The organism is Nonomuraea ceibae (genome assembly GCF_019396325.1).
Taxonomy (GTDB): Bacteria; Actinomycetota; Actinomycetes; order Streptosporangiales; family Streptosporangiaceae; genus Nonomuraea; species Nonomuraea ceibae.
In genome coordinates this window covers 147,926-174,011 of record NZ_JAHKRO010000001.1, presented here as the reverse complement: position 1 = coordinate 174,011, position 26,086 = coordinate 147,926, and the positions used below count along the sequence as shown (strand labels likewise).

The 26,086-nt window shown below is 70.9% G+C and carries 21 protein-coding genes; 14 read left to right on the top strand and 7 right to left on the bottom strand.

Annotated elements, in window-relative coordinates; all coding sequences use genetic code 11:
* The first annotated feature begins 20 nt into the window (after positions 1-20).
* Positions 21-1,787 (top strand): S9 family peptidase, encoded by a 1,767-nt coding sequence (locus KME80_RS00965; protein ID WP_219498988.1) that lies wholly within the window; start codon positions 21-23, stop codon positions 1,785-1,787.
* Positions 1,788-2,047: 260 nt separating this feature from the next.
* Here KME80_RS00965 and KME80_RS00960 read toward each other — a convergent pair whose 3' ends face one another.
* Complete coding sequence (locus tag KME80_RS00960) at positions 2,048-3,592, bottom strand: PP2C family protein-serine/threonine phosphatase (protein WP_246643607.1); 1,545 nt, start codon at positions 3,590-3,592, stop codon at positions 2,048-2,050.
* Between the two features lie 120 nt (positions 3,593-3,712).
* Here KME80_RS00960 and KME80_RS00955 point away from each other — a divergent pair, with 120 nt between their 5' ends.
* Together KME80_RS00955 and KME80_RS00950 are read left to right on the top strand one after the other, a co-directional pair.
* Positions 3,713-7,888 (top strand): HAMP domain-containing protein, encoded by a 4,176-nt coding sequence (locus KME80_RS00955; RefSeq protein WP_219498985.1) that lies wholly within the window; start codon positions 3,713-3,715, stop codon positions 7,886-7,888.
* Between the two features lie 3 nt (positions 7,889-7,891).
* Positions 7,892-8,518: a response regulator gene (locus tag KME80_RS00950; protein WP_219498983.1), complete on the top strand. Its 627-nt coding sequence runs from the start codon at positions 7,892-7,894 to the stop codon at positions 8,516-8,518.
* 408 nt (positions 8,519-8,926) lie between these two features.
* Here KME80_RS00950 and KME80_RS00945 read toward each other — a convergent pair whose 3' ends face one another.
* Positions 8,927-9,289 carry a hypothetical protein gene (locus KME80_RS00945; RefSeq protein ID WP_219498981.1) on the bottom strand — a complete coding sequence of 121 codons (363 nt, stop codon included), beginning with the start codon at positions 9,287-9,289 and terminating at the stop codon, positions 8,927-8,929.
* 168 nt (positions 9,290-9,457) lie between these two features.
* Between KME80_RS00945 and KME80_RS00940 the strand changes: the two genes are divergently transcribed.
* Together KME80_RS00940 and KME80_RS00935 are read left to right on the top strand one after the other, a co-directional pair.
* Entirely contained in the window at positions 9,458-10,573 is a 1,116-nt protein-coding gene (locus KME80_RS00940) for a helix-turn-helix domain-containing protein (RefSeq protein WP_246643605.1), read from the top strand.
* 12 nt (positions 10,574-10,585) lie between these two features.
* Positions 10,586-11,173 (top strand): HD domain-containing protein, encoded by a 588-nt coding sequence (locus KME80_RS00935; RefSeq protein WP_219498980.1) that lies wholly within the window; start codon positions 10,586-10,588, stop codon positions 11,171-11,173.
* Positions 11,174-11,229: 56 nt separating this feature from the next.
* Here KME80_RS00935 and KME80_RS00930 read toward each other — a convergent pair whose 3' ends face one another.
* Together KME80_RS00930 and KME80_RS51590 are read right to left on the bottom strand one after the other, a co-directional pair.
* Entirely contained in the window at positions 11,230-12,492 is a 1,263-nt protein-coding gene (locus KME80_RS00930) for an NYN domain-containing protein (RefSeq protein ID WP_219499452.1), read from the bottom strand.
* Between the two features lie 184 nt (positions 12,493-12,676).
* On the bottom strand, positions 12,677-15,025 hold the full coding sequence (locus tag KME80_RS51590; protein WP_219498978.1) for a sigma factor: 2,349 nt from the start codon (positions 15,023-15,025) through the stop codon (positions 12,677-12,679).
* A gap of 121 nt (positions 15,026-15,146) precedes the next feature.
* On the opposite strand from KME80_RS51590, the gene pyrE reads away from it, so the two are divergent.
* Positions 15,147-15,680, top strand: a complete 534-nt coding sequence (gene pyrE, locus KME80_RS00920; RefSeq protein ID WP_219498976.1) for an orotate phosphoribosyltransferase — start codon at positions 15,147-15,149, stop codon at positions 15,678-15,680.
* Between the two features lies 1 nt (position 15,681).
* Here the strand turns inward: pyrE and KME80_RS00915 are convergent, their stop codons facing one another.
* Positions 15,682-16,104, bottom strand: a complete 423-nt coding sequence (locus KME80_RS00915) for a hypothetical protein (RefSeq protein WP_219498974.1) — start codon at positions 16,102-16,104, stop codon at positions 15,682-15,684.
* A gap of 135 nt (positions 16,105-16,239) precedes the next feature.
* On the opposite strand from KME80_RS00915, the gene fbaA reads away from it, so the two are divergent.
* From fbaA to KME80_RS00900, 3 genes are all read left to right on the top strand, one after another.
* On the top strand, positions 16,240-17,262 hold the full coding sequence (gene fbaA, locus KME80_RS00910; RefSeq protein WP_219498972.1) for a class II fructose-bisphosphate aldolase: 1,023 nt from the start codon (positions 16,240-16,242) through the stop codon (positions 17,260-17,262).
* Between the two features lie 34 nt (positions 17,263-17,296).
* Positions 17,297-17,707, top strand: coding sequence for a DUF3151 domain-containing protein (locus KME80_RS00905; RefSeq protein ID WP_219498970.1), 411 nt, complete (start codon positions 17,297-17,299; stop codon positions 17,705-17,707).
* A gap of 98 nt (positions 17,708-17,805) precedes the next feature.
* On the top strand, positions 17,806-19,089 hold the full coding sequence (locus KME80_RS00900) for an adenylosuccinate synthase (RefSeq protein ID WP_219498968.1): 1,284 nt from the start codon (positions 17,806-17,808) through the stop codon (positions 19,087-19,089).
* On the opposite strand, the gene KME80_RS00895 is transcribed toward KME80_RS00900, so the two are convergent.
* Positions 19,070-19,726: a GNAT family N-acetyltransferase gene (locus tag KME80_RS00895; RefSeq protein ID WP_246643603.1), complete on the bottom strand. Its 657-nt coding sequence runs from the start codon at positions 19,724-19,726 to the stop codon at positions 19,070-19,072. The genes KME80_RS00900 and KME80_RS00895 overlap by 20 nt on opposite strands.
* 86 nt (positions 19,727-19,812) lie before the next feature.
* Between KME80_RS00895 and KME80_RS00890 the strand changes: the two genes are divergently transcribed.
* Complete coding sequence (locus tag KME80_RS00890) at positions 19,813-20,232, top strand: GNAT family N-acetyltransferase (RefSeq protein WP_219498966.1); 420 nt, start codon at positions 19,813-19,815, stop codon at positions 20,230-20,232.
* A 64-nt stretch (positions 20,233-20,296) separates the two neighbouring features.
* Positions 20,297-21,202: a glycerophosphodiester phosphodiesterase family protein gene (locus KME80_RS00885; protein WP_219498964.1), complete on the top strand. Its 906-nt coding sequence runs from the start codon at positions 20,297-20,299 to the stop codon at positions 21,200-21,202.
* Here the strand turns inward: KME80_RS00885 and corA are convergent, their stop codons facing one another.
* Positions 21,203-22,315 carry a magnesium/cobalt transporter CorA gene (gene corA, locus KME80_RS00880; protein WP_219498962.1) on the bottom strand — a complete coding sequence of 371 codons (1,113 nt, stop codon included), beginning with the start codon at positions 22,313-22,315 and terminating at the stop codon, positions 21,203-21,205.
* A gap of 324 nt (positions 22,316-22,639) precedes the next feature.
* Here corA and purD point away from each other — a divergent pair, with 324 nt between their 5' ends.
* From purD to murA, 3 genes are all read left to right on the top strand, one after another.
* Entirely contained in the window at positions 22,640-23,857 is a 1,218-nt protein-coding gene (gene purD / locus KME80_RS00875) for a phosphoribosylamine--glycine ligase (protein WP_219498961.1), read from the top strand.
* A complete protein-coding gene (locus KME80_RS00870) occupies positions 23,854-24,690 on the top strand; it encodes a phosphoribosylaminoimidazolesuccinocarboxamide synthase (protein WP_219498959.1) in 837 nt (278 codons plus the stop codon). The genes purD and KME80_RS00870 overlap by 4 nt, the downstream gene beginning before the upstream one ends.
* 78 nt (positions 24,691-24,768) lie before the next feature.
* Positions 24,769-26,034 carry a UDP-N-acetylglucosamine 1-carboxyvinyltransferase gene (gene murA, locus KME80_RS00865; protein ID WP_219498957.1) on the top strand — a complete coding sequence of 422 codons (1,266 nt, stop codon included), beginning with the start codon at positions 24,769-24,771 and terminating at the stop codon, positions 26,032-26,034.
* Positions 26,035-26,086 lie beyond the last annotated feature (52 nt).

Sequence of the window (26,086 nt, the reverse complement as noted above, 5' to 3'; positions counted from 1 at the left end):
AGAGGGAGGGGGCTCGCCGGATGAAGGCGGAGGAACGCTGGCAGGCCAGGTTCCGCGCGTCGCGCATGTCGCTGCCCACCTGGGCCCGACGAGCGCCGAGCCGCTCCATCTACCGCTCCAACGTCACCGGCACCTGGGAGGTCTACGCCTGGGACCGGGCGACCGGCGCCACCCGCCAGGTCACCGAACGCCCCGGCGGCACCTCCTACGCCGCCATCGACCCCAACGGCCAATGGGTCTACTGGTTCGCCGACACCGACGGCGACGAATTCGGCCGATGGTTCCGCCAGCCGTTCTCCGGCGGCCCCGCCGAGCCCGTCGCCCCCGACCTGCCGCCCGGCCAGCCCGGCGGCATCGCGCTGTCCACCACCGGCCTCGTCGCGCTCACCCTCGCCAGCGAAGGCGCCTTCCGCATCCACCTGGCCCGCGCCGGCGAGCCCAGCCGCCTGCTGTACGAGCACCCCGACGCCGCCTGGGTGACCGACATGTCGCTCGACGGCGAGCTCATCGCCATCAACCACGGCGAATACGGCGGCTTCCGCCACCCCGCGCTCCGCGTCATCCGCCAGAACGGCGCCACCGTGAGCGAGCTCTACGACGGCCCCGGCAAAGGCATCCACGGCCTCACCTTCGCCCCCGTGCCCGGCGACCGCCGGCTGCTCGCCCTGCACGAACGCCGCAACCGCCACGAACCCCTCGTCTGGGACCCCGTCACCGGCGAACAGCGCGAGATCTGGCTGAAGGACTCCGGCGACCTCACCGCCGACTGGTACCACGACGGCCGCGGCCTGCTCATCCTGCGCGGCGACCGCGCCCGCAGCCACCTGCACCGCTACGACCTCGCCGGCGGCGGCCTCACCCTCATCGACACACCCCACGGCGTCATCGACGACGCCATCCCCCGCCCCGGCGGCCACGTCGAATACTCCTGGTCCAGCGCCTCCCGGCCGCCCGTCATCCGCTCCAGCACCGGCCAGGTCGTGATGAACGCCGGCGGCCCCGCCGCCCCGCCCAGCGTCCCCGTCGAAGACCTCGACGTGGACGGCCCCGGCGGGCGCATCCACGCCCTCGTCAACCGGCCCGAGACCGGCTCCGCGCCGTTCCCCGCCGTCTTCATGCTCCACGGCGGGCCCGCCGAACACGACCAGGACTCCTTCTCCCCCGAGGTCGCCGCCTGGGTCGACGCCGGCTTCGCCGTCATCCGCGTCAACTACCGCGGCTCCACCGGCTACGGATCCGCCTGGCGCGACGCCCTCCGCCTCGACGTCGGCCACATCGAACTCGCCGACGTCGCCGCCGTCCGCCAGTACGTCGCCGCCCGCGGCATCGCCGACCCCCACCGCATCCTCCTGTCGGGCACCGGCTGGGGCGGCTACCTCACGCTCCTCGGCCTCGGCACCCAGCCCGGCCTCTGGGCCGCCGGCATCGCCGCCCTGCCCATCGCCTGCCACCAGACGGCCTACGAGGACGAGGGCGAGAGCCTGCGCGCCTACCACCGCGCGCTGCTCGGCGGCTCCCCCGACGAACAGCCGGAGCGCTACGCCGCCAGCTCGCCCATCACGTACGTCGACCAGGTCAAGAGCCCGGTGCTCATCCTCGCCTGCGAGGACGACATGCGCAGCCCGCTGCGGCAGGTGCGCATGTACGTCGACCAGCTCGCCGAACGCGGCTGCGAGCACGAGCTGTACACGTACAGCTCCGTCCGCGGCACCCTCGTCGTCGCCGAGCGCATCACCCAGATGGCCCTGCAGCTCGACTTCGCCCGCAAACACCTCCACGTCCCCTGACGGAAGCGGGCGCCCTCTCGGGAAGGGAGCTCCCTGGGGTAGCGCCCCCTCGGGCTGAGCACCCCAGGCCCTGGAGGAGGCGGGCGCCTTAGGGACAGAACGCCCCGAGGCCGAATGCCCCTGAGGCGGGACGCCCCGTCTGTCTGGAAGGCGTGGCGCTTCCCGGGGGCGTCCCCTGAGGTGGGTGGGAGCCAACACGGTGGGAGCGGCCCTCCCCTTAAGGGTGGGGCGCTCTGAAGTGGGTCTCCCTGGATGGTGCGTCAGCGGGCGCGGAGGACGAGGATGGCGAGGTCGTCCGCGCTCGGCCCGGCGGCGAAGTCGGCGGCGCCGCGGCGGATGCGTTCGGCGACGGCGCGGGCCGACAGGCCGGCGCATTCGGCGAGCATCTTGGCCAGGCCGCCGTCGTCGTCGAGGAGCCGCCCGCCGGAGCGTCGTTCGGTGACGCCGTCGGTGACGGCGAGCAGGACGTCGCCCGGGTCGAGGTGGATGGTGTCGGCCTCGAAGACGACCTCGGGGAAGACGCCGAGCAGCGACTGCGGCGTGGTCACGCCCTCGACGACGCCGTTGGGCTTGAGGCGCAGCGCCTCGGGGTGCCCGGCGGAGACCAGCCGCACCTCCAGCCCCTTGTCGGCGGGCGAGATGTCGCCGTGCAGCAGCGTCAGGAACCGCGCCCGCTCCCCCTCTTCGAGGATGGCCTGGTTGAGCCGCCCGAGCACGGCGGCGACGCCGTAGCCCTCGCGGGCCAGCAGCCGGAGGGTGTGGCGGGCCAGGCCGGTGACGGCGGCGGCCTCGGGCCCGGTGCCGCAGACGTCGCCGATCGCGAACCGCCAGGAGTCGTCGCCGGCCTTGAACAGGTCGTAGAAGTCGCCGCCGACCTCGTTGACCTCGCCGGCGGGCTCGTACACGACGCCGTAGTCGAGGCCGGGCACCTCGGGCTCGTTGGGCGGGAGGAGGCTGCGCTGCAGGGCGCGGTTGGCGGCGGCCTGCTGGGCGTAGACGCGCGCGTTGTCCATGGCGAGCGCGGCGCGCCTGCCGATGTCCTCGGCGAGCTGGATGACCTCGTCGGGGAAGCGGTCGGCGCGGCCGAGGCACATGACGCCGAGGCTGCGCCCGCGGGCGGTCAGCGGGACGGCGAGCACGTTGGCGTCGGGCAGGTGGAAGGTGGAGGTGGCGCGGGAGCCGACGGCGGTGACGTCCATCTCGTCGAGCTGTTCGCGCAGGGCGTCGATGCGGGCCTCGTCGGCGTGCCACAGGTAGACCAGGCGCTGCGGCCCGGCCTCGCTCTCGGCGGTGTAGACGCCGCACCAGCTGCTCAGGCGCGGCACCACGATCTGGGCGATGATGGCAGGCACCATGTCGGGGTCGAGGGTGCCGGCCAGCAGGTCGCTCGCGTCGGCGAGGAAGCCGAGCCAGTGGGGGCCGCGGGAGGTCTGCTCCAGCCATTCGGAGGACTCTGCGCCCTTTGCGCCGGGTAGCGTGAGCCTAGCCCAATGGACACGGGAATCGCCCGCGAAGGTGATCCCCCACTCTTCGACGGTGACGGAGGGAGCTTTCGGATCGCCCGATGATGTGCTTCGCTGCTTCAACTCGACCTGGACAGCGCCGCCCAGGTGCTTCCAGATGACCTCGAACGGTTCGTCGACCACCTGCTCGGCGAGATCGCCCGCGACCTGCTCGGCGATGTGGAGCATGCCTCCGGTGGCCCACGCGGTCATCACCTCGCGCGTGAACCTCATCGCGTCCGTCACGGCCGTCTCGCCTGGTGCGAAGGTCGCGGCGAGCACCGCATGGGGAGAAGCAGTCATCCGTACGTGCCTACCACACTTCCCGCTGACTTGGGGTAAATCCAAGGACAGGACTACGAGCTACTCATCGTGACAGACTTGAATCACTCGCCGGAGTCACCGGTGGGTGAAGGAGGCCCCATGACAACGGCCAAGGCCGCGCCAAGTCCTGAGGAGAGGACCTATACCGAGTCGGATCTCGTGCCGATCCTGGAGACGTTGTTCTCCTGGCGTGACGGCGACTTCCGGCGGCGGGTCCCGTACGCGCCCCCGGGAATCCTCAGCGAGGTGCGGTTGCTGCTCAACGAGGTCGCGGACCGTCGCGAGCACCTCGCCAACGAGCTGGTCCGGGTGCGCAAGGAAGTTGTCAAGGAGGGCCGGTTCGGCGAGCGGCTGACGCCCGGGCCGGGCGTGGGGGCCTGGGCGGAGAGCGTGGAGTCGGTCAACATGCTGATCGACGCGCTGGTGAGCCCGGTGAGCGGGGCGGCCGACGTCATCGACGCGGTGGCCAAGGGTGACCTGTCGCGCCGGATCGATCTGGACCGGTCGGCCCGGGGCGAGGTGCGCCGCCTGGGCAAGGCGATCAACGGCATGGTCGACCAGCTCGCGTTGTTCAACTCCGAGGTGACGAGGGTCGCGCGGGAGGCCGGCACCGAGGGCCGGCTGGGCGGCAGCGCCAATCTGCGCGGCATGTCCGGGAGCTGGCGTGACCTCACCGAGGCGGTCAACACGATGTCGTCCCGCGTGGCCGCGCAGGTGCGTGACATCGCGGTGGTGACGACGGCGGTGGCCAAGGGCGACCTGAGCCGCAAGGTCACGGTCGACGCCGTGGGCGAGATGTTCGAGTTGAAGAACACCGTCAACACGATGGTCGACCAGCTTTCGGGCTTCGCCGAGGAGGTGACCCGGGTGGCCCGCGAGGTGGGCACCGAGGGGCAGCTCGGCGGTCAGGCGCAGGTGACGGGCGTGTCCGGGGTCTGGAAGGACCTGACGGAGAACGTCAACTCGATGGCCAACAACCTCACCTACCAGGTGCGCAGCATCGCGACCGTGGCGACGGCGGTGGCTCAGGGCAACCTGTCGAAGAAGATCACCGTTGACGCGCAGGGTGAGATCCTGCAGCTCAAGGACACCCTCAACACGATGGTCGACCAGCTCTCGTCGTTCGCCGACGAGGTGACCCGGGTGGCCCGCGAGGTGGGCACCGAGGGCAAGCTGGGCGGGCGCGCCGAGGTGAAGGGCGTGTCGGGTGTCTGGAAGGACCTCACCGACAACGTCAACTCGATGGCCAACAACCTCACCTACCAGGTGCGTAACATCGCCCAGGTGACGACGGCCGTGGCCAACGGCGACCTCACCCGCAAGATCGACGTCGACGCCCAGGGCGAGATCCTGGAGCTCAAGTCGACCATGAACACGATGGTCGACCAGCTGTCCTCGTTCGCCTCCGAGGTCACCCGCGTGGCGCGCGAGGTCGGCACGGAGGGCCAGCTCGGCGGCCAGGCGCAGGTGCGCGGCGTGTCGGGCGTGTGGAAGGACCTCACCGACAACGTCAACTCGATGGCCAACAACCTGACCTCTCAGGTGCGGCAGATCGCGGCGGTGTCGTCGGCGGTGGCGCAGGGCAACCTGTCGAAGAAGATCACCGTCGATGCGCAGGGCGAGATCCTGCAGCTCAAGGACACCCTCAACACGATGGTCGACCAGCTCTCGTCGTTCGCCGACGAGGTGACCCGGGTGGCCCGCGAGGTCGGCACCCAGGGGCAGCTCGGCGGCCAGGCACGGGTGGGCGGCGTGTCGGGCGTGTGGAAGGACCTCACCGACAACGTCAACTTCATGGCCAACAACCTGACCTCGCAGGTGCGTAACATCGCCGAGGTCACCACCGCGGTCGCCAACGGCGACCTCACCCGCAAGATCGACGTCGACGCCCAGGGCGAGATCCTGGCCCTGAAGACCACCATCAACCGGATGGTCGACCAGCTCTCGTCGTTCGCCTCCGAGGTCACCCGCGTGGCCCGCGAGGTGGGCTCGGAGGGGCAGCTCGGCGGCCAGGCCCGGGTCGAGGGCGTCGAGGGCACCTGGAAGCGGCTCACCGAGAGCGTCAACGAGCTGGCGGGCAACCTCACCACGCAGGTGCGCGCCATCGCCACCGTGACCAGCGCCGTGGCGCGCGGCGACCTGACCCGGTCGATCGCCGTCGAGGCGCAGGGCGAGCTGGCGGAGCTGAAGGACAACATCAACTCGATGGTGGCCAACCTCCGCGAGACCACCCAGGCCAACCAGGAGCAGGACTGGCTCAAGTCCAACCTGGCCCGCATCTCCCGGCTCATGCAGGGCCACCGTGACCTGTTCGAGGTGGCCAAGCTGACGATGAGCGAGCTGACGCCGCTGGTGTCGGCCCGCTACGGCGCCTTCTACGGCGTCGATCCCGAGGGCGAGCACGAGCTGCTGCTGATCGGCGGCTACGGGGTGCGGCCGGATCGGGGTCCGCGTCAGCGGTTCGCGTTCGGCGAGGGCATCGTCGGGCAGGCCGCCGCCGAAGGGCGCCACATCATCCTCGACGACGTGCCGCCGAAGTTCATCACGATCGACAGCGGGCTCAGCCAGTCGACGCCGGCGCAGATCGTGGTGCTGCCGGTCCTGTTCGAGAGCCGCGTGCTCGGTGTGCTGGAGCTGGCCTCGTTCACGCCGTTCGGCGAGGTGCACCTCGACTTCCTGACGCAGCTCGTGGAGACGATCGGCGTCACGATGAACACGATCATCGCCAACTCGCGCACCGAGGACCTGCTGACCGAGTCCCAGCGGCTGACGCGCGAGCTGCAGGAACGCTCCGACGAGCTGCAGCGCCAGCAGGAGGAGCTGCGCCGGTCCAACGCCGAGCTGGAGGACAAGGCGGCGCTGCTGGCCAAGCAGAACCGCGCCATCGAGATCCAGAACTTCCAGATCGAGCAGGCCCGCCGCACCCTGGAGGAGCGCGCCGAGCAGCTCGCGGTGTCCTCGCGCTACAAGAACGAGTTCCTCGCCAACATGTCGCACGAGCTGCGCACGCCGCTCAACAGCCTGCTCGTGCTGGCCAAGCTGCTGACGGAGAACGCCGAGGGCAACCTGACGTCGCAGCAGGTCGAGTTCGCCCGGACGATCCACGGCGCCGGGTCGGCGCTGCTCCAGCTCATCAACGACATGCTCGACCTGTCCAAGGTCGAGGCGGGCCGGATGGACATCCACCCGATACAGGTGTCGCTGCCGAAGATGGTCGACCTGCTGGAGGCCGCGTTCGCGCCGCTGGCGGCCGACAAGGGGCTGGCGTTCGCCGTCGACGTCGACCCGGACGTGCCGCAGGAGCTGCGCGCCGACGAGCAGCGCCTGCAGCAGGTGCTGCGCAACCTGCTGTCCAACGCGGTCAAGTTCACCCCGAAGGGCGAGGTCAAGCTGCGGGTGGCGCCCGCGCCGACCGACGTCGACTTCGACGACGAGACCCTGCACGCCGCGCCCGACCTGCTCGCCTTCCAGGTGATCGACACCGGCATCGGCATCGCGCCCGACAAGCGCGAGGTCATCTTCGAGGCGTTCCGGCAGGCCGACGGCACCACCAGCCGCAAGTACGGCGGCACCGGCCTGGGCCTGGCCATCTGCCGCGACATCGCCCGCCTGCTGGGCGGCGAGATCCACGTCGACAGCGAGCTGGGCAAGGGCAGCACGTTCACCCTCTACCTGCCGGCCTCCTACACGGGCCCGCTGGCCGCGACCGACGGCGGCGCGCCGCGCAGGCAGCTCATGACCGCCTCGATCGAGGAGCCCGAGTCGACCTCGCCGGAGCCGCCGCTGCCGCTCGACCTGCCGCTGCCCGAGCTGGTGGAGGCCCCGGTCGAGACCAGCCAGTGGCAGGGCGAGGACCCGCTGAACGGCGCCAAGATCCTCATCGTCGACGACGACATCCGCAACGTGTTCGCGCTGACCAGCGTGCTCGAACGGCACGGCTCCACGGTCGTCTACGCTGAAAACGGTCGTGAGGGGATCGAGCAGCTCGAACGGAACGAGGACGTCGCACTCGTGCTGATGGACATCATGATGCCGGAAATGGACGGGTGGGCCACCACCTCGGCCATCCGGCGCATGCCGCAGTTCGCCGACCTGCCGATCATCGCGCTCACGGCCAAGGTCATGCGCGGCGACCGGGAGAAGAGCATCGCCTCCGGCGCCTCCGACTACGTGCCCAAGCCGGTCGACGTCGACCGCCTGCTCGAACGGCTGCGCGGCTGGCTGAGCCGCGGCCGCGCCGCCGCACCCGAATCCTCCTCCCCGGAAGGGTCGTGATCCATGGCGGATCGGGCCAAGATCCTGCTGGTCGACGACCGCGAGGAGAACCTCATCGCGCTCGAGGCCATCCTCAGCTCGCTCGACCTGGTGCCGGTACGCGCCAGGTCGGGTGAGGAGGCGCTCAAGGCGCTGCTCAACACCGAGTTCGCGCTCATCCTGCTCGACGTGCGGATGCCCGGCATGGACGGGTTCGAGACCGCCGCGCACATCAAGCGGCGGGAGCGCACCCGTAACATCCCGATCATCTTCCTGACGGTGGTCGACAGCGCGCCCGATTACGCCTTCCGCAGCTATGCGGCGGGCGCGGTCGACTATCTGACCAAGCCGTTCGACCCGTGGGTGCTGCGGGCCAAGGTGTCGGTGTTCGCCGAGCTGTACAACATGCACAAGCGGCTGGCCGAGCAGGCGTCGATGCTGCGTGAGCGGCTGGCCGGCGAGCTGCCGCCGGACACCCCCGACGGGAGCGTCCTGCCGGAGCTCTCCCGCCGCCTGACGGCCGTCGAGGACGAGCTGGCTCGGGTGCGGGAGCTGGCCCGCAAGGCCCAGGACCCCACGCTGGCGGGGCCGCTGAGCGACCTCGCCGAGCGCGTCCTCCACCTGCGCGCCGGCTTCGACGCCCTGTCCTGACCCACCCGACCTGCCCGTCGCGGCCCGTACGCCTGCCCGATCGGGCCGTACGGGCCGGACGGCGGCGTGCTGGCCGTCAGCTTCCTCTGGACGCCGCAGACGTGAGGCCTCCACGCCCGTCCTACCGGGCTCTTCCCGACAGCAACGCCGCCCAGATCACCCGAGCTTCGTTGGCCGGCCAGCGCGGAGTCTCGTGGATCTCCGGTGTGCCATCGAGTTGCACGGTCCTCCGGATGAACGCCTGTCCCCCGCCCTGGCACAGCTCGTAGACCGTGGCCCGGCACACGCACGTCCAAGCCATCGGTCGTATCCGTTCCAGCGTCCGGGACGGCGTCCGCCAGTCGAGTCGGATGTGACCCCGCCGCGCCATGGCCACGTGCGGGCTGAGGCACTCACCCTCCAGCGCGATCACGAAGCGCTCTCCACGACCGGCTGCACCAGCAGGCGGGTTTCCTGGAGTTCGGTGCAGCGCAGTGCGACGGCCCGCGCCACTGTGTCCGGGTTGCCGGTGCCGTAGACCCGGTAGAGGCGCCGACCGGTCTTCTCCGAGTTCTGCCCAGTCCACCACCGATAGCAGTGGCCATCAGTCCATACGACGAGGTCCGCCCATACCGACACCAGTGCGATGCCCTCTCCCTCGTGAACATCGCCGGCGACGCCGAGATCACGCAGGGCCGACGCCAACCGCTCAGCAGAAGCCGTCCAGGGCGGAAGACAGACCGAGCCGTCGACCGCGCCTCTGACGATCGGTGTTCCGGGTGGCGATTCCATTGCTCCCACCTGATCAGTCGGTCTCCCCAAGCCCCTGCGGGATAGGCTGGATGGGCTTGTCCGTGCTGGTAGCAACGCTAGGAACCATGCGGATGCCGCAGAACTGACCGGAAGTACGAGTACCGACGGCGGTGACCATCTGTGATAACCTCTCGTGGAGCGACAACCATGACCGGGGGTCGGGGTAATGGCGACCATGCCCGCGAAGGCCGCATCTCCGGCTACGCACTCAAGATCATCCGCGAGTCAGCGGGGCTCACTCAGGAGCGGTTCGCCGAGCGTATGGCCGTCGACATCACGACGATTCAGGGGTGGGAGTCCGGACGCCGCCCGCTGATGGCGATCTCCACAGGTGCTTACCTGTCGCTACGGCATGCACTGTTGCGGCTCGGCGCACAATTCCGGTTGCTGATGCAACTCGACATGGCCCTTGAGGCGGACCGGTTCGTCGGTTACGTGCTCAGCGCCAAGGCCGACAATCCCTCAGCCGTAGACCATCCGCTCGCATCATGGGTGATTACGCGTCCGTTCACCGATCTCGTGGCATGGCCGTTCACGGCAACCGTCCCATCCGGCCTGGCCGGAGCGACACGAATGACCGGCCGCCGCGGGCCGGTCGCCACAGCCCCCTCTCTGCTGCCGGATGAGCGTGCGCACTTCTTCACGCATCTGCGAGCCGCAACCGAGAACGCCGACGCCGACAGGGTGGACGGCATGCTGCTCCGCCGCCAGGCGCATTACGTGGCCGGGTTCGACGACGGCGATGACACCCCTGACTGGCTGGCGACCATGCAGCGCGCTGAGGAACGCCGGACGCGCCGAGCTGACCAGTGGACGCCGTCATGGGCGGTCCTACGGTCCGGAGCCCATTCCCTGGCGCGCTTCGGCGACCGCGAAGCCTTGCAGCACTTCATCCGGACGCGCCTGGCCGAGGAGGTCTGTGAGATCGCCAATCTCAACTACTGGGCCTACTGGCTCGGCGAGGTCAGCGAGCCGCAGTCAGCGGACACCTTCATGGTCGAGCTGGACCCGCACGCCTGGCGCGGGACCGAGCTGCTGCGGCACCTGGTCGGCAAGCTGTACTCCACCAACCCTTACGTCGACGTGGTCGCGCACACGCTGTGGGCGCTGGTCATGTTGCGCCCGTCGACACTGGACCCGCACACCGCCGACGATCTCAGGCAGGCCGCTACGCGCACGCTGGAGGAGGACACCGTGTCGGTGCAGTCGCAGCGGGAACTTGAGGCGATCATCTACGCTCTGCGCATGATCCACCGAGGATGAGAAGGGACTTCCATGGCGGAGGAACTGGCCAGGGTGACCGGTCTGCTGTACGAGATCGGCCTGCTCAAGCGGTACAAGCGCACCGGATGGCTGGTCGCGGGCGTCCAGGCCCCCGAGAGCATCGCCGACCACTCCTTCCGTACCGCGATCATCGCTGCCGTGATCACCGCCATGGAGGGCGGCAACCCTGAACGCGCGGCGTTCATGAGCCTGTTCCACGACACCCAGGAGACGCGCGTCACCGACATCCCCTACATCGGCAAGCGCTACCTGAAGGCCGTCTCGAACGAGCAGGTCACCTCCGACCAGATGCGCGGTGTCCCCGAGGCCGTGGCCCGGGTGGTCAGCGGCGCGGTCGGCGAGTATGAGGACAGGACCAGCCTGGAGGCCATCTGCGCCCGGGACGCCGACAAGCTGGAGTGCCTGATCCAGGCGATCGAGTATCGCGAGCAGGGGCATCAGAACGTACAACCGTGGATCGACACCTCCCTTGCCGCCCTCACGACCGCATCCGCCAAGTGCCTGGCCGATGAGGCTCTCCGCACCGGCTCCCTGGAATGGATGGTGCGCGTCCTCGGCGAGGACCAAGACGCCCGATAACTCCTGGGCTTTGATGCCCCCCAGAACTTCCGACGTGGGCGGGCTGGGGTTGTGGGTCAGTGGCGGGCGCGTTCGAGGGCGTCCCAGAAGCCTCGGCGCAGGGCGTGGCGGACCTCGTCGTGCAGGAGGAAGTCGATGGGCAGCGACGAGCCCTGCAGCAGCCGGGCCTCCAGGTCGGAGGGCATGCGCGGTTTGCGGGCGAGGACGGCTTCGAGCCAGAGGGCCGGGGCGTCGCGGGCGACCGACTCGCCGAAGTCGTGGCCCTCGCGGTGGGCGGACTTGACCGCGTCGGCGAGCGTGGTGGCTCCGGCCGTGGCGGCCGACGGGGGTGACACCGGGGCGGCCTGGGGGCCGGTGTAGGAGGTGCCGAGCTGCGACGGGTAGGCGCCGGCGCTGGACGGCGAGGAGAACTGGCCGGTCGTCGGCGACTGCTGCTGCGGTTGCTGTTGCTGCTGGGGGACGGGGCCCGTGGCCGGGGCGGGTGACGGCGACGGCGGGGGCGAAGACGCAGGGGCCGGGGCCGGGTCTGCCTGGAAGGTGTAGGTGGGCAGCGCGGGCGGCGGCTGGGCGCGGCCCGGCGACGACCCCGAGGACGGCTGGGGTGACGGCTGGGCGGGCGGCGGGGTGCTCGGACCGGGCTGCGGGACGGCGTGGCTGCCGGTGCTGGTAGGGGCCGACGGCAGCGACGGCGGGAGCGCGGCGGCCGGGAGCGAATGGGCGCCCTGGCCGTTGCCGAGCGGCTGGTGGTGGTGGCCGTTGGACGCCTCGGTCGCGCCGGTGACGAGCGTGACGTACGGGCGCAGGTGGGCGCCGCCGAGCTCGATGAGGTCGTCGCTCTCCTGCCGGAGCGTGCGCGAGACGGCCCAGCTCGCGGAGCTGGCCTCGGCGGCGATGTTGACGACGGTGACGCGGATGCCGAGGTCCTGGGCGTCGCACACGACCTGGGTCAGGTCCTCGTCGCCGCTGACCACGACCGCGTCGCAGATGGCGTTGTTGCGGGCCAGCGTCATCAGGTCGCGGTGCACCTGGGCGTCGACGCCCTCGCGGCGGCCCGGCCGGATGCGCGACAGCCTGAGCTTGAGGCCGGGGATGTCGGCGAGCGCGTCGTGCTCGGGGGTGTGCCGGCCCTCGACCGTCGCCTCGTACCAGTAGCAGCGCAGCAGCGGCAGGCCGGTGCGTTCGCGCGACAGGCTCGACATGAGCTGCAACAGCCCCGGATAGTCCCAGGAGACGGCTTCGCGATGGCGAGTCCCATGCACGGCCATCGCCCCGTCAGCCAGCAGATAGCCGGCGTCCACGAACAGCGCGCAGCGATCCACTGACACGGCCCCTTTCCTGGTGGTCCGACTTGCTGGCTCCGCACCGTGAGAGCCGGACTCGGCGGCCCTGTCCCAGGGTAATGAAAGCAAGTGATCGCGCGAGGGTTAATCCCGACGATTCGCCCCGCCGCCGACGTTATGCCTGACCAACAAGCCGCACGGTACCATTTTGTCCCGTTATTGGTCACGGCTCTGCGCGCACGCTCACGGCCGCGACCCCGAACATCACCGCGTCCCGCTCCGAGGCGATCGACACCCACGGCCGCGATCCGAGCCGCCCGGTGATCGTGTCCACGTCGACCCCGAACGTCATCCCGCCGGCACCGCCGGACGAGCCGTCGAAGACGTTGTCCCGGTCGCGGTCGCCGCCCGACGGCGTGAGCGGACCCGTGCCGAGCGACACCTTGTCCCCCTTCAGATCGGCGTCGCCCTCCCAGACGACGACCTGCGCCCTGGCGTCGGCCGCCCCGCGTCCCAGCCCGCCGAGCGGCATCCGTACGAGATCGTGCTCGCCGCCGACCACGGCGGCGCCGTCGAGGACGACGGCCCTGCTGTACGGGACGTCCGGGGCGGAGACGACGACCACCAGGCTCCAGCCGGCATGCCCGGGCAGTTCCGCGGGCGGGGCGGCGGCCCACCACGTGCCGGACCTGTTGACGGCGTTGACCAGGCTGGTGACCTCGGCGAACGCCTGGTAGGCGGGGCCTGACGGCAGCTCCGCCCAGTCGACGTGGGTCGGCCGGATCTCCACGTAACGCTTGCGGCCCGGGGCCCTGAGCCTGACGGGCGCGACCTCCTGGGGTTCGTCGGCCTCCGGGGCGCCCGCCGACCAGTAGAGGCCCGCCCAGACGGCGCGGGCGCCCTTGGGCAGGGCGAGCCGGGCCGCGCTGGAGACGGGCGTGTCAGGCTCGTCGTCCTGGTCCTGCGGGCGCATCGGCCACAGGTCGTTGTCGCGCTGGTCGCCGTGGCGTCGCCGGGCCATCGCGCATTCGTCGTGGCCGTCCGGGCAGTCGACGAACGAGTTGCCCGTGGCCCGTACGGTGATCTTGCCGTCCGCCGCGAACCTGGCGGGGGCGCCGGAGGCGCGCACGCCCGCCGCCGACTCGGCCCGCGCGCGGAGGGGGCCTGCCTCGACCCTGAGAATCGGCCCCTCGCCGCCCGGGGCGGAGGCGGCGACCTGGACGCGCAGGAACACCGCCGTGGCCTCGCCCGCCCCGAGCGGCCGCCTGGCGCACCTGACGCCGCGCCCGGCCAGCCGGCAGGACCAGCCGTCGACCGCGCCGACCGGGGCGGCCCGGCCGTGCGTGGCGGGGGACGTACGGGCCGAGGAGGTGACGCCGGACGGGCGGGTGCCCGGGGGCACGGGGGTGACGCCCGGCGGGAGGTCGATGGCGGCGTAGACCGGGGCGGTCGCCTTCTTGCCGGTGTTGCGCAGGCGCATGGCGACGATGCCGGGGCGGTCGCGGACCAGGGCGCCCATGGCGCTGATCGTGGCCGTCAGACGGGCCTTGGCGGGGGTTCCGGCAGGCGGGCCGGCGGATTCGCGGGCTGGGACGCGCGACGGCGGGGCAGGGACGCGCGACGGCGGGGCGGGGCGCGGCCGGGACGACGGCGGCTCGGCGTGCGACGGCTCGATGGGCAGCGGCTGGGAGACCGGCGCGGTCTCGGGCCGGTCGGCGGAGACGAGGGCGAAGGCGGCGGCGACGGCCATGACGGTGAGCGCCCCGGTGGCGACCACGACGTGCTGGCGGCCGGGCAGGGCGCGGACCCAGGCGAGGGTGCGGCGGACGCGGAGCCTGACGGGCGAGGACATGGCGGCGACGTAGCCGCCGGCGGCGGGGCCGAGCAGGAGCGGTGCGACGACGGTGCGCAGGGCGCGGCGCACGTCGGTCAGCTCGGCCAGGACGGTCCGGCAGGCGTCGCAGCCGCGTACGTGCTCGTCGACGGGCTTGGACTCGCGCCTGGTCAGCCCGCCCTTGACGTACGCGCCGAGCTTTCCGAGCACCGGGCGGCACTCCAGGGGCGGCGAGGCGGTGAGCCGGGTCTGCAGGTAGGCCTGGCGCAGTCCCTCGCGGGCGCGGTAGGCGAGCGCGGCCGCGCCGTTGGCCGACAGCCCGAGCAGCGGCGCGACCTCGGCAGGCCGGGCGCCCTCGACCTCGACGTGCCACAGGACGGCCCGCCAGCGCTCGGGCAGCGACTGGTAGGCGACGGCGGCCGGGGCGCGCACGGGCTCGTCGTCCGCCGTCTCGGGGCCGGTGGACAGGCGGGTGCGGTGGTCGGCGGTGCGCCGGACGACGGTGAGGAGGTGGGTGCGGAAGGCGGCCTCGGGGCCGTCGCCTCGGCCCATCACGTCGAGAACGCGGGTGAACGCCTCGGCCACCACGTCCTCGGCCTCGTCGTCGGGCACCAGCCGGCGGGCCAGGACGCGGGCGGCGGCGACGTGGCGTTCGTAGAGCCGTCCGTATGCGGTGGCGTCGCCTCCTCGGACGGCTTGGATGAGTTCTGCGTCGCTCTGGGATGTTTCGGCACTCATAGTGACCTCACGGTTACGAACCGTTGCCCCGGGAGTCATTCCGCACCCACCCCCGTGGTTAAACCGATCGCGTGTCTTTGCCTGCGTCAGGCCCCCGGAGCGGTGGTCCTAAGCTGGGGACATGAGTGACCGCGACAGCCTGCTGGCCGAGATCAAGAAGAAGGCCGTCGTGCACGGCCGGGTGGTGCTCTCCTCCGGGCGGGAGGCCGACTTCTACCTCGACCTGCGCCGCATCACGCTCGACGGGGTCGCCGCGCCGCTGGTCGGCAGGGTGATGCTGGAGCTGACGGCCGACCTGGAGTTCGACGCCGTGGGCGGGCTGACGCTGGGCGCCGACCCGGTGGCGACCGCCATGCTGCACGCGGCGGCGGCGCAGGGGCGCTCGCTCGACGCGTTCGTGGTGCGCAAGGCGCAGAAGGCCCACGGCATGCAGCGCCGGATCGAGGGCCCGGAGGTCAAGGGCCGCCGGGTGCTGGCGGTGGAGGACACCTCGACGACGGGCTCGTCGCCGCTGACCGCCGTGGAGGCGCTGCGCGAGGCGGGCGCCGAGGTGGTGGCCGTGGCGACGATCGTCGACCGGGGCGCCGCCGCGCGGATGGCCGAGGAGGGCCTCGACTACCGCACCGCCTTCACGCTCGCCGACCTGGGGCTCTGACTCACTCGCCGGGGCCGGTGACGGTGAACTCCTCCTGCTCGCCCGCGTCGCCGCGGGGCCTGGTGCTGCCGTTCTCGGTGACCCGTACGGTGCCGGCGTCGGTCAGCACCACGTCGAGCTCCGGCTCGTAGTAGCTGACCTCCTCGCCGCGGGTCATGTCGCGGTGCTGGAGCACGTCGCCGCCGGGAACCCGGACGGTGACCATCGGGCAGGTGTCGGCCAGGCATTCGATGCGCACGGTGGGCACCCGGCCGCCGCTCGACGGCGTGCCTGAGGTGTGGGCGCGGCCGGGCGGCGCCGTGGTGTCGAGCGAGCTGAGCAGTGCCCGCACGCCGATGACCAGCAGCGCCACCACGGCGATGACGGCCAGCACGGCGAGTGCCATGCGGGCGAGGCCCATCGGATCCGACCTGTGGCGTCCCACAGTGGGGAGAGTACCCGGTGGTAACGCTCCGTTCCGGATGGTCGCGAAAGATCGCGCGGGCGTTGTCTCTACCACGGCGGGTAACAGACCGGGATACTGGCTGCGCGAAGCCGTTACTTCTCAGGGAGATGACTCATGCCTATCGCGACTCCAGAGGTCTACGCCGAGATGCTCGACCGTGCCAAGGCCGGCGGGTTCGCCTATCCGGCGATCAACGTGACCTCGTCCCAGACCCTTAACGCGGCGCTGCGCGGCTTCGCGGAGGCGGAGAGCGACGGCATCGTCCAGGTGTCCACCGGTGGCGCCGAGTTCCTGTCCGGGGCCACGGTCAAGGACATGGTGACGGGCGCGACCGCGCTGGCCGAGTACGCCAGGGTGGTGGCCGCCAAGTATCCGGTCACGGTGGCGCTGCACACCGACCACTGCCCCAAGGACAAGCTCGACGGCTTCATGCGGCCGCTGATCGACATCTCGCTGGAGCGGGTGTCGAAGGGCCTCGACCCGCTGTTCCAGTCCCACATGTGGGACGGCTCGGCCGTGGAGCTGGAGGAGAACCTGGAGATCGCCAAGGAGCTCCTCGACAAGTGCGCCCGCGCCAACATCATCATGGAGATGGAGATCGGCGTCGTCGGCGGCGAGGAGGACGGCGTCGTCGGCGAGATGAACGAGAAGCTCTACACGACCGCCGGTGACGCGCTGGCCACGGCCGAGGCCGTCGGCCTGGGCGAGAAGGGCCGCTACATGCTGGCGGCCACGTTCGGCAACGTGCACGGCGTCTACAAGCCGGGTCACGTCAAGCTGCGGCCGAGCGTGCTGAAGGAGATCCAGGACGCGGTGGGCGCCAAGTACGGCAAGGACAAGCCGTTCGACCTGGTCTTCCACGGCGGCTCCGGCTCGCTGCTGGAGGAGATTCACGAGGCGATCTCGTACGGCGTCGTCAAGATGAACGTCGACACCGACACGCAGTACGCGTTCACCCGGCCGGTGGCCGACCACATGTTCCGCAACTACGACGGCGTGCTCAAGGTCGACGGCGACGTGGGCAACAAGAAGGCGTACGACCCGCGCTCCTACGGCAAGGCGGCCGAGGCGGGCATGGCGGCCCGGGTGGCCGAGGCGTGCGAGCACCTGAAGTCCAGTGGGACGAAGATCTCCTAGCCACGTACGCGGCCCGGCGGGTATGACTTGTCCTATGGATAACCTTCTCGCCGGGCCACCCCCGACTCACCTGCCGGACCTGCCCGAGGCTCGGGAGGCCCTGGAATCCGGCGCCAAGGCCTCGGACGTGGCCGCCCGCTTCCCCGCTTTCCCGGCGGCCTGGGCCGCGCTCGCAGAGGAATACTTCGCGCAGGGTCACGCCGTCACCTCTTACGCGTTCGCCCGCACCGGCTATCACCGGGGCCTCGACCAGTTGCGCCGCAGCGGCTGGAAGGGACACGGGCCGATCCCGTGGGAGCACGAGCCGAACCGGGGGTTCCTGCGCTGCCTGTACGCGCTGTCGCGGGCGGCTCAGGCGATCGGCGAGAAGGACGAGGCCGAGCGGTGCGCGCAGTTCCTCAGGGACAGCACCCAGACGGGTTACGACGCGCTGACCAAGGGCTAGCCCTTGGGACGAATGCGCACGTTCGGGTAGTCTCTCTACGCAAGAGCCCCTGTCGCGCTTGCGCCAGGGGTTTCGTTTTGTGCTCGGGAGACTGAACAATGCCGGCTGCCGTTCTCGTGGGCGCCCAGTGGGGCGATGAGGGCAAGGGCAAGGCCACCGATCTGCTCGGTGGCGACGTCGACTACGTCGTCCGTTACCAGGGTGGCAACAACGCGGGTCACACCGTGGTCATCGGTGACCAGAAATACGCGCTTCACCTGCTGCCTACGGGCATCCTGTCGCCGGAGGTGGTCCCGGTGATCGGCAACGGGGTCGTCATCGACCCCGGCGTGCTGCTGGGGGAGATCGACGGCCTGGCCGAGCGGGGCATCTCCGCGGAGCGGCTGCTCATCTCCGCCAACGCGCACCTGATCATGCCGCACCACAAGGCGCTGGACAAGGTCACGGAGCGCTATCTGGGCAAGGCCAAGATCGGCACCACCGGCCGGGGCATCGGCCCCGCCTACGGCGACAAGATCTACCGCGTGGGCATCCGGGTCCAGGACCTGCTCGACCCGGGCATCCTGGCCAAGAAGATCGAGGTCGCGCTGGGCGAGAAGAACCAGGTGCTGACCAAGCTCTACAACCGGCGGGGCCTGGAGCCCGAGGCCGTCCTGGAGGAGTACCTCGGCTACGCCGAGCGGCTCAAGCCGCACATCGCCGACACCTCGCTGGTGCTGAGCAAGGCGCTGGACGAGGGCAAGTTCGTGCTGCTGGAGGGCGGGCAGGGCACGCTGCTCGACATCGACCACGGCACCTACCCGTTCGTCACGTCGTCCTCGCCCACCTCGGGCGGAGCCTGCGCCGGCTCGGGCATCCCGCCGACGCGGCTGACGCGGGTGATCGGCATCCTCAAGGCCTACACGACCCGCGTCGGCTCCGGCCCGTTCCCCACGGAGCTGGAGGACGAGATGGGCGAGTGGCTGCGCCAGACGGGCGGCGAGTACGGCGTCACGACCGGCCGCAACCGCCGCTGCGGCTGGTTCGACGCGGTCATCGCCCGGTACGCGACCCGCATCAACGGCGTCACGGACTTCTTCCTCACCAAGCTCGACGTGCTGTCGGGCCTGGAGCGCATCCCGGTGTGCGTCGCGTACGACGTGGACGGCACGCGGCATGACGAGATCCCGATGACGCAGACGGACTTCCACCACGCCAAGCCGATCTACGAGGAGTTCCCCGGCTGGCAGGAGGACATCACGGGAGCCAAGACGTTCGAGGACCTGCCGCCGAACGCCCAGGCTTACGTGCGCACGCTGGAGGAGATGAGCGGCGCGCCGATCTCGGCGATCGGCGTCGGCCCGGGCCGTGACCAGACGCTGGTCATCCGCTCGCTGATCTGAGCACGGCCGCCGTCATCGGCGAGTGCAGCCGCCAGCCGAGGCGTTCGTAGAGCGCCCGGCCCTCGGGGGTGGCCACCAGCACGCCGCCGGTGGCGCCCGCCGCGTGGGCGGCGGCTGTCAGCGTGCGCATGACGACGCTGCCGAGGCCGCGCCGCCGGTGGCCGGGGGCGGTCTCGACCCGGTCGACGACGGCGGTGCGGCCGGCGACGGCCAGTTGGCCGCGTGCGGCCATCTCGCCCGCCGTCGTGAGGAGGCGGGCGACGGTGACGCCGGAGCGGGTGGTGACGGCCGCCGTGTAGCCGGCGGGCGCCTTGACGGGCTCGGGGCGCAGCGCGGCGGTCATCATGAACTCGGGCGGCTCGATGTCCCAGCCGGCGGGCAGCCAGGGCGCGATCAGGTCGGCCGGGGCGCAGAGCTTGAGCCAGGTGCCGGGGACGGTGATCGTACCGGTCAGGTGCTGGATGAGGGCCGGTGTCGGGGCGGGCAGGACGTGGCGGACGAGGTGGCCGGGCAGGCCGACGTCCACGCGGTAGCCCCAGGGCTCGGGCACGGGGGGCGGGGTGTCGCGGGAGATCACCCACCCGTCGACCCATGCCCTGACCGTGTCTATTTGGGTAGTTTTGAGAGCCCCCGTCATGGTTGTGCATCTTATTGCAAGACTGTTGCATTTATCGCGTTAAATTCGGGTGCGATCATCGGGATGAGCTGCCTACTCTCCCCCTCATGGACATCCGACGCGTCACCCGCTCCGAGGCCGTCGAGGCGGCCGGCCGGCTCTTCGACGCGGCGCCCGAGCGCGAGGCCACCGAGAGGTTCCTCGCCGACGACAGGCACCACCTGCTCGTCGCCTACGTGGACGACGTCCCCGCGGGCATGGTCACCGGGGTCGAGATGACCCACCCCGACAAGGGCACCGAGATGTTCCTGTACGAGCTCGGCGTCGACGAGGCGTACCGCGGCCAGGGCATCGCCAGGGCGCTGGTGCTGGCGCTCGGCAGGCTGGCGCGCGAGCGGGGCTGCTACGGGCTGTGGACGGCCACCGGCGAGGACAACGAACCGGCCCAGGCCACGTACGAAAGCGCGGGCGGTTCGCCGGAATGGGACCAGGTCGTCTACTCATGGACCTACGAACAAAGCCCGTAACCGTACAAAATGGGCACGGCGTGGCGGCGCGTGAAGGCACGCCGGGCCAGGTAGGGTCCCCGGTGTGCGCGTTGAGATACATGGTCATCGGGGTGCGAGAGGCCTCTGGCCCGAAAACACGCTGCCCGGCATGAGCCGCACGATGGAGCTCGGCGTCCACGCGCTGGAGCTCGACGTGGCGCTCACCGCCGACCGGCGCCTCGTGCTGACGCACGACCTCACGGTCTCGGCCGTGACCAGCACCGACACCCGCCCGGTCACGCCCGGCGACCCCGCCTTCCCGTACGTCGGCAAGCCGATCAACGCGCTGACGCTCGCGCAACTGCGCACGCTCGACGTGGGCGTGCGGCTGCCGCGCCACCCCGACGACCCGTTCGCGCTCACCCAGGTCGCGATGCCCGAGACCCGGATGCCCACGCTCGGCGCCGTGCTCGGCCTGGTCAACGCCTACGCGGCCGAGAGCGTACGGGTGCACGTCGAGCTCAAGTCCGACCCCACCAGGCCCGCGCTCACGCCCGACCCCGAGCTCTACACCGAGATGGTGGTCGACGAGCTCGACCGGCACAACAGGCTGCGCAACGCCGCGATTCTCAGCTTCGACTGGCGCATCATCGGCTACGCCGCCAAGCTCGCGCCCGACACGCGCCGCTTCGCGCTCGTCGAACGCGCCACGCTCGGCTGGAACGGCCCGCTCGGCGACGACATCCCCGCCGCCGCCCGCGACGCCGGGGCGACCACGCTCTCCCCCGAGCACGTGATGGTCGACGAGAAGCTGATGGCGCAGGCGTCGCGCGCCGGGCTCGACGTGGCCGTGTGGACCGTCAACGACGCCGCGCTCGCCGCCCGCATGCTCGACCTCGGCGCGGCCGGGATCGTCACCGACTATCCCGACCGCATGCGCGCCGTGTGGGCCGAACGGGGCCTGGAGCTGCCCGACCCCGTCGAGCCGCTCAAGCCCGTCGGCGTCTAGTCAGAGCCAGCCGTTGCGGCGGAAACCGCGGTGCAGCAGCACACAGGCGGTGATCATCACCGCGAGGACCGCCGGATAGCCCCACACCTGCTTGGTCTCCGGCATGAAGTCGAAGTTCATGCCGTAGATGCCGGCGATCATCGTCGGCACCGCCAGGATCGCCACCCACGACGAGATCTTGCGCATGTCCTCGTTGGCCAGCGCGTTCGAGCGGGCCAGCGCCGCCTGGAGGATCGAGCTGCACAGCTCGTTCGACGAGTCGACCTGCTCGCACACCCTCGACAGGTGGTCGCCCACGTCACGGAAGTATTCGCGCATCTCCGACGGGATCACCCGCCGCTGGGGCAGCGCCGCCAGCGGCGCCTGGAGCGGCGTCACCGCCCGCTTGAGCTCCAGCATCTCCCGCTTGAGCTGGTAGATCCGGTTGATGTCGCGGGAGCTCACGTCGGCGAACACCGTCGCCTCGACCTCCTCCAGCTCCAGCTGCATCAGGTCGGCCACCTGGAGGTAGCGGTCGACCACGTGGTCGGAGATCGCGTGCAGCACGCCCGCCGGGCCGCGCTCCAGCAGCTCCGGCTTGGTCTCGATCCGCTCGCGCACCTCAGCCAGCGGGCAGTGCTCGCCGTGACGCACCGTCACCACGAAGTCGACGCCGAGGAACACCATGATCTCGCCCGCGCCGATGATCTCGCTCGTGGCGGTCAGCTCGTCGTGGTCCAGGTACGCGATCGTCTTGAGGACCATGAACAGCGAATCGCCGTAGCGCTCGACCTTGGGACGCTGGTGGGCCTTGACCGCGTCCTCCACGGCCAGCGGGTGCAGGCCGAACACCTCGGCGAGCCACTCGACCTCGGGCGCGGCGGGCTCGTGCAGCCCGACCCAGACGAACGCCCGGGGCCCGGCCGAGGCCACGCGGTTGTGGGCGCGGACCAGCTCGACGGACTCGGCTATGCCGGTGGCGGGAGCCTTCTTGCCGTCGATGTACGCGCCGTACTCGACGATGGAGTCAACAGGGGGCACGCAGGCTTCACGCACCGGCTGCGGGCGCTGACGCGGGGCGTGCGGCTGCACAGGGTGACGGTTGATGCGACGGAAAAGCGTGGACGAGCGCATGGCAGTCCCTTTCCGCCCGACCTGGCACGCTCCACGCGCGACGAAAAGTCACCTCAATCAACACGCATGCGTGGAGGCACGATCAGGCTGCCGGATTGGAGTGGTCGGGGGTATTCGGGGAGTACGTGGGTGAGCACGTACTGCTGGGATCACCAGGATTCATCCCGGACCACCTCCAATCGCGTGGGGACGCCAGAAAGCCGCCCTAACTTACCACAGGAGCGCCAGTCAAGCGCCGCGTACACGCCGACGAACTCGGCACCGGTTCCGGCGGCTTCCCGGGGGCGGGGCCGGTTCGGGGCGGTGGGCTGCGAGAATGGGCGGGTGCGCGTTCTAGTCATTGGATCCGGTGGGCGTGAGCACGCCCTGTGCCGTTCGCTCCGCCTCGACCCGCAGGTCGGCGAGCTTCATTGTGCCCCCGGCAACCCGGGGATCGGGGAGGTCGCGACCCTGCACCGCGTCGATCCGCTCGACCCGCAGGAGGTCGCGGGGCTGGCCGGGCGGCTGGGGGTGGATCTGGTCGTCGTCGGGCCGGAGGCGCCGCTGGTGGCCGGCGTGGCCGACGCGGTCCGCGAGGCGGGCATCGCGTGCTTCGGGCCGTCCCGGGAGGCGGCGATGATCGAGGGCTCCAAGGCGTTCGCCAAGGAGATCATGCGCGCGGCCGACGTGCCGACGGCGCGGTCCCGGGTGTGCGTGACGCCGGAGGAGGCCGCGGCGGCGCTCGACGAGTTCGGCACCCCGTACGTGGTCAAGGACGACGGGCTGGCGGCGGGCAAGGGCGTCGTGGTGACCGGCGACCGCGACGCGGCGCTGGAGCACGCGCGGGCGTGCGGCCGGGTGGTGATCGAGGAGTTCCTCGACGGGCCCGAGGTGTCGCTGTTCGCGCTGTGCGACGGCAGCACGGCGGTGGCCCTGCAGCCGGCGCAGGACTTCAAGCGGGCCCACGACGGCGACGCCGGGCCCAACACCGGCGGGATGGGCGCCTACACGCCGCTGCCGTGGGCTCCCGAGGGCCTGACCGACCAGGTGATGCGCGAGGTCGTGCATCCGACGATCGGGGAGCTGAGCCGGCGCGGGCTGCCTTTCCAGGGCGTGCTGTACGTGGGGCTGGCCCTGACGTCGAAGGGCCCGAAGGTGATCGAGTTCAACGCGCGTTTCGGCGACCCGGAGACGCAGGTGGTGCTCGACCGGCTGGAGACGCCGCTGGGCGGGCTGCTGATGGCGTGCGCGACCGGTGAGCTGGGGCCCGACCCGGTGTTCCGCGACGGCGCGGCGGTAGCGGTGGTGATCGCGTCGGAGGGCTACCCGGAGGCGCCGGTCAAGGGTGACGTGATCGGCGGGCTGGAGCCGACGCCCGGCGCGTACGTGCTCCACGCGGGCACGGCGAGCGACGGCGACGGCGGGATCGTGTCGGCCGGCGGGCGGGTGCTGACCGTCGTGGGCACCGGTCCCGACCAGGACAGCGCCCGGCGCAACGCCTACGAGCTGGTCTCGCGCGTCGAGCTGCGCGGCTCCCACTACCGGACGGACATCGCCCGATGAAGCACCTGCATTCCGGCAAGGTTCGCGATCTCTACCAGACGGACGACGGGCTGCTGCTGATGGTGGCCTCCGACCGGATCTCGGCGTTCGACTACGTGCTGGAGCCCGACATCCCCGACAAGGGGGCGATCCTCACGCAGATGTCACTGTGGTGGTTCGAGCAGTTGCGTGACGTGGTGCCCAACCACGTGGTGGCGCGGGGGGCCGAGCCGCGTGGTGTGCTGGTGCGCCCGCTGGAGATGGTCCAGGTGGAGTGCGTGGCCCGGGGCTATCTGACGGGCGGCGGGCTGGCCGAATACCGGGAGACCGGCACGGTGTCGGGAGTGGCGCTGCCGGCCGGGCTGGAGGACGGCTCGCGGCTGCCTGAGCCGATCTTCACGCCGTCGACGAAGGCGCCGATGGGGCAGCACGACGAGCCGATCGCCTTCGAGCGGGTGGTGGCCGAGGTCGGCGCGGAGACGGCCGAGGAGCTGCGCCGGATCACGCTGGCCGTCTACGCGCGGGGCGCCGAGATCGCCCGCGAGCGCGGCATCATCGTGGCCGACACGAAGATCGAGCTCGGCTGGGACTCCGACGGGGTGCTGACGCTGGGGGACGAGGTGCTCACGCCCGACTCCTCGCGCTTCTGGCCGGCCGACGAGTGGCAGCCGGGGCGTTCTCAGCCGTCATTCGACAAGCAGTATGTCCGGGATTGGCTAACGTCGCCCGAATCCGGATGGGACAAAAACTCCGGAAACCCCCCACCGCGCCTTCCTGACCACGTGGTCGAGCGCACCCGGCAGCGCTATCTCGACGCCTACGAGCGCCTTACGGGCACTTCCTTTACCGGATGATTCGGCCGGGTCACGTGGTGATAGCGGCTACTGTTGGCCGGATCTAGCCCCACCGATAATTTGCAAGGAGCCGCAGGAATGGTCCGTTACCGCGTGCGCGGTGGCAACGCACTGCGTGGAACCGCCTTCATCCAGGGCGCGAAGAACGCCGTGCTGCCGATGATCGGCGCGGCCCTGCTGGCCGCCAAGGGCCGCACCGTCCTGCGCAACGTGCCGATCATCGAGGACGTGCGCCGCGCCGTCGAGCTGGCCGAGTGCGTCGGCGCCTACGTCGAGCTGCACGAGTCCGAGCGCACGCTGGTGATCGACGCCTCCCGCCTGAACAGGCCGGTGCTGCCCGCCGAGATCGCCCGGCGCTTCCGCGGCTCCGTGCTGTTCACGCCCGCCCTGCTGCACCGGCTGGGCGAGGCCATCGTCGAGGGCGTCGGCGGCTGCAACCTCGGCAGCCGCAACCTCGACTTCCACTACCTGGGCTACAAGCGGCTGGGCGCCGTGGTGGACGAGGGCGAGACCGTCATCCACGTCAAGGCGTCCGGCCTGACCGGCGCCACGCTCTACCTCGACACCCCGTCCCACACCGGCACCGAGAACCTGATCATGGCCGCCGCCCTGGCCAAGGGCACCACCGTGATCGAGAACGCGGCGCTGGAGCCCGAGGTGCTCGACGTCATCGACATGCTCACCAAGATGGGCGCCCGGATCAGCGGCGGCGGCACCGGCTTCATCACCGTCGAGGGCGTCGAGGAGCTGCACGCCGTCGAGCACACGGTGATGCCCGACCGGCTCGACGCCGGGGTGTTCGCGATGGCCGCGGCCATCACGCAGGGCGAGCTCAGCCTCGTCGGCACCGGCCTCGACCTGGGCGTCGTCCGCTACAAGCTGGAGCAGATGGGCGTCGACTTCGCCCGCCAGGGCGCGGTGCTGCACGTGCGCTGCGACCGGCCGCTGCGCCCGATCAACATCATCACCGACACCTACCCGGGCTTCGCCACCGACCTGCAGTCGCCGATGATGACGGTGGCCGCGCTGGCCGACGGCACCAGCTACATCCACGAGCGGATCTTCGACGGGCGCTTCGCCCTGGCCGGCGAGCTGAACAAGATGGGCGCCAACGTGGAGGTCGACGGCAGCCGGGCGATCGTGCGCGGCGCCACGCCTCTCGCCGGCGCCCGAGTAACCGCCCATGATCTGCGCTCCGGTATTGCCCTGGTTCTCGCCGGACTGGCGGCCAAAGGCGAGACCGTCATCGACTCGGGTTACCTGATCGATCGCGGCCACGCAGATCTCGCCGTGCGAATGCGGGCACTCGGCGCGGACATTACACGAGAGATTTCCGAAGACTGAAAAGAGCCTGGAAAACCCCGTTGAGCTGCTAAAACACCTTGACGGACGGTCA

What these genes read in the sequence shown, in the direction of transcription:
- KME80_RS00965 (WP_219498988.1), top strand. Translation starts at nt 21, where the DNA reads ATGAAGGCGGAGGAACGCTGGCAGGCCAGGTTCCGCGCGTCGCGCATG.
- corA (WP_219498962.1), bottom strand. Translation starts at nt 22,315, where the DNA reads ATGCGCTCGTCCACGCTTTTCCGTCGCATCAACCGTCACCCTGTGCAG.
- murA (WP_219498957.1), top strand. Translation starts at nt 24,769, where the DNA reads ATGGTCCGTTACCGCGTGCGCGGTGGCAACGCACTGCGTGGAACCGCC.
- KME80_RS00890 (WP_219498966.1), top strand. Translation starts at nt 19,813, where the DNA reads ATGGACATCCGACGCGTCACCCGCTCCGAGGCCGTCGAGGCGGCCGGC.
- KME80_RS00900 (WP_219498968.1), top strand. Translation starts at nt 17,806, where the DNA reads ATGCCGGCTGCCGTTCTCGTGGGCGCCCAGTGGGGCGATGAGGGCAAG.
- KME80_RS00870 (WP_219498959.1), top strand. Translation starts at nt 23,854, where the DNA reads ATGAAGCACCTGCATTCCGGCAAGGTTCGCGATCTCTACCAGACGGAC.
- KME80_RS51590 (WP_219498978.1), bottom strand. Translation starts at nt 15,025, where the DNA reads ATGAGTGCCGAAACATCCCAGAGCGACGCAGAACTCATCCAAGCCGTC.
- fbaA (WP_219498972.1), top strand. Translation starts at nt 16,240, where the DNA reads ATGCCTATCGCGACTCCAGAGGTCTACGCCGAGATGCTCGACCGTGCC.
- KME80_RS00950 (WP_219498983.1), top strand. Translation starts at nt 7,892, where the DNA reads ATGGCGGATCGGGCCAAGATCCTGCTGGTCGACGACCGCGAGGAGAAC.
- KME80_RS00935 (WP_219498980.1), top strand. Translation starts at nt 10,586, where the DNA reads ATGGCGGAGGAACTGGCCAGGGTGACCGGTCTGCTGTACGAGATCGGC.
- KME80_RS00955 (WP_219498985.1), top strand. Translation starts at nt 3,713, where the DNA reads ATGACAACGGCCAAGGCCGCGCCAAGTCCTGAGGAGAGGACCTATACC.
- pyrE (WP_219498976.1), top strand. Translation starts at nt 15,147, where the DNA reads ATGAGTGACCGCGACAGCCTGCTGGCCGAGATCAAGAAGAAGGCCGTC.
- KME80_RS00945 (WP_219498981.1), bottom strand. Translation starts at nt 9,289, where the DNA reads ATGGAATCGCCACCCGGAACACCGATCGTCAGAGGCGCGGTCGACGGC.
- KME80_RS00940 (WP_246643605.1), top strand. Translation starts at nt 9,458, where the DNA reads ATGACCGGGGGTCGGGGTAATGGCGACCATGCCCGCGAAGGCCGCATC.
- KME80_RS00895 (WP_246643603.1), bottom strand. Translation starts at nt 19,726, where the DNA reads ATGACGGGGGCTCTCAAAACTACCCAAATAGACACGGTCAGGGCATGG.
- KME80_RS00905 (WP_219498970.1), top strand. Translation starts at nt 17,297, where the DNA reads ATGGATAACCTTCTCGCCGGGCCACCCCCGACTCACCTGCCGGACCTG.
- KME80_RS00960 (WP_246643607.1), bottom strand. Translation starts at nt 3,592, where the DNA reads ATGACTGCTTCTCCCCATGCGGTGCTCGCCGCGACCTTCGCACCAGGC.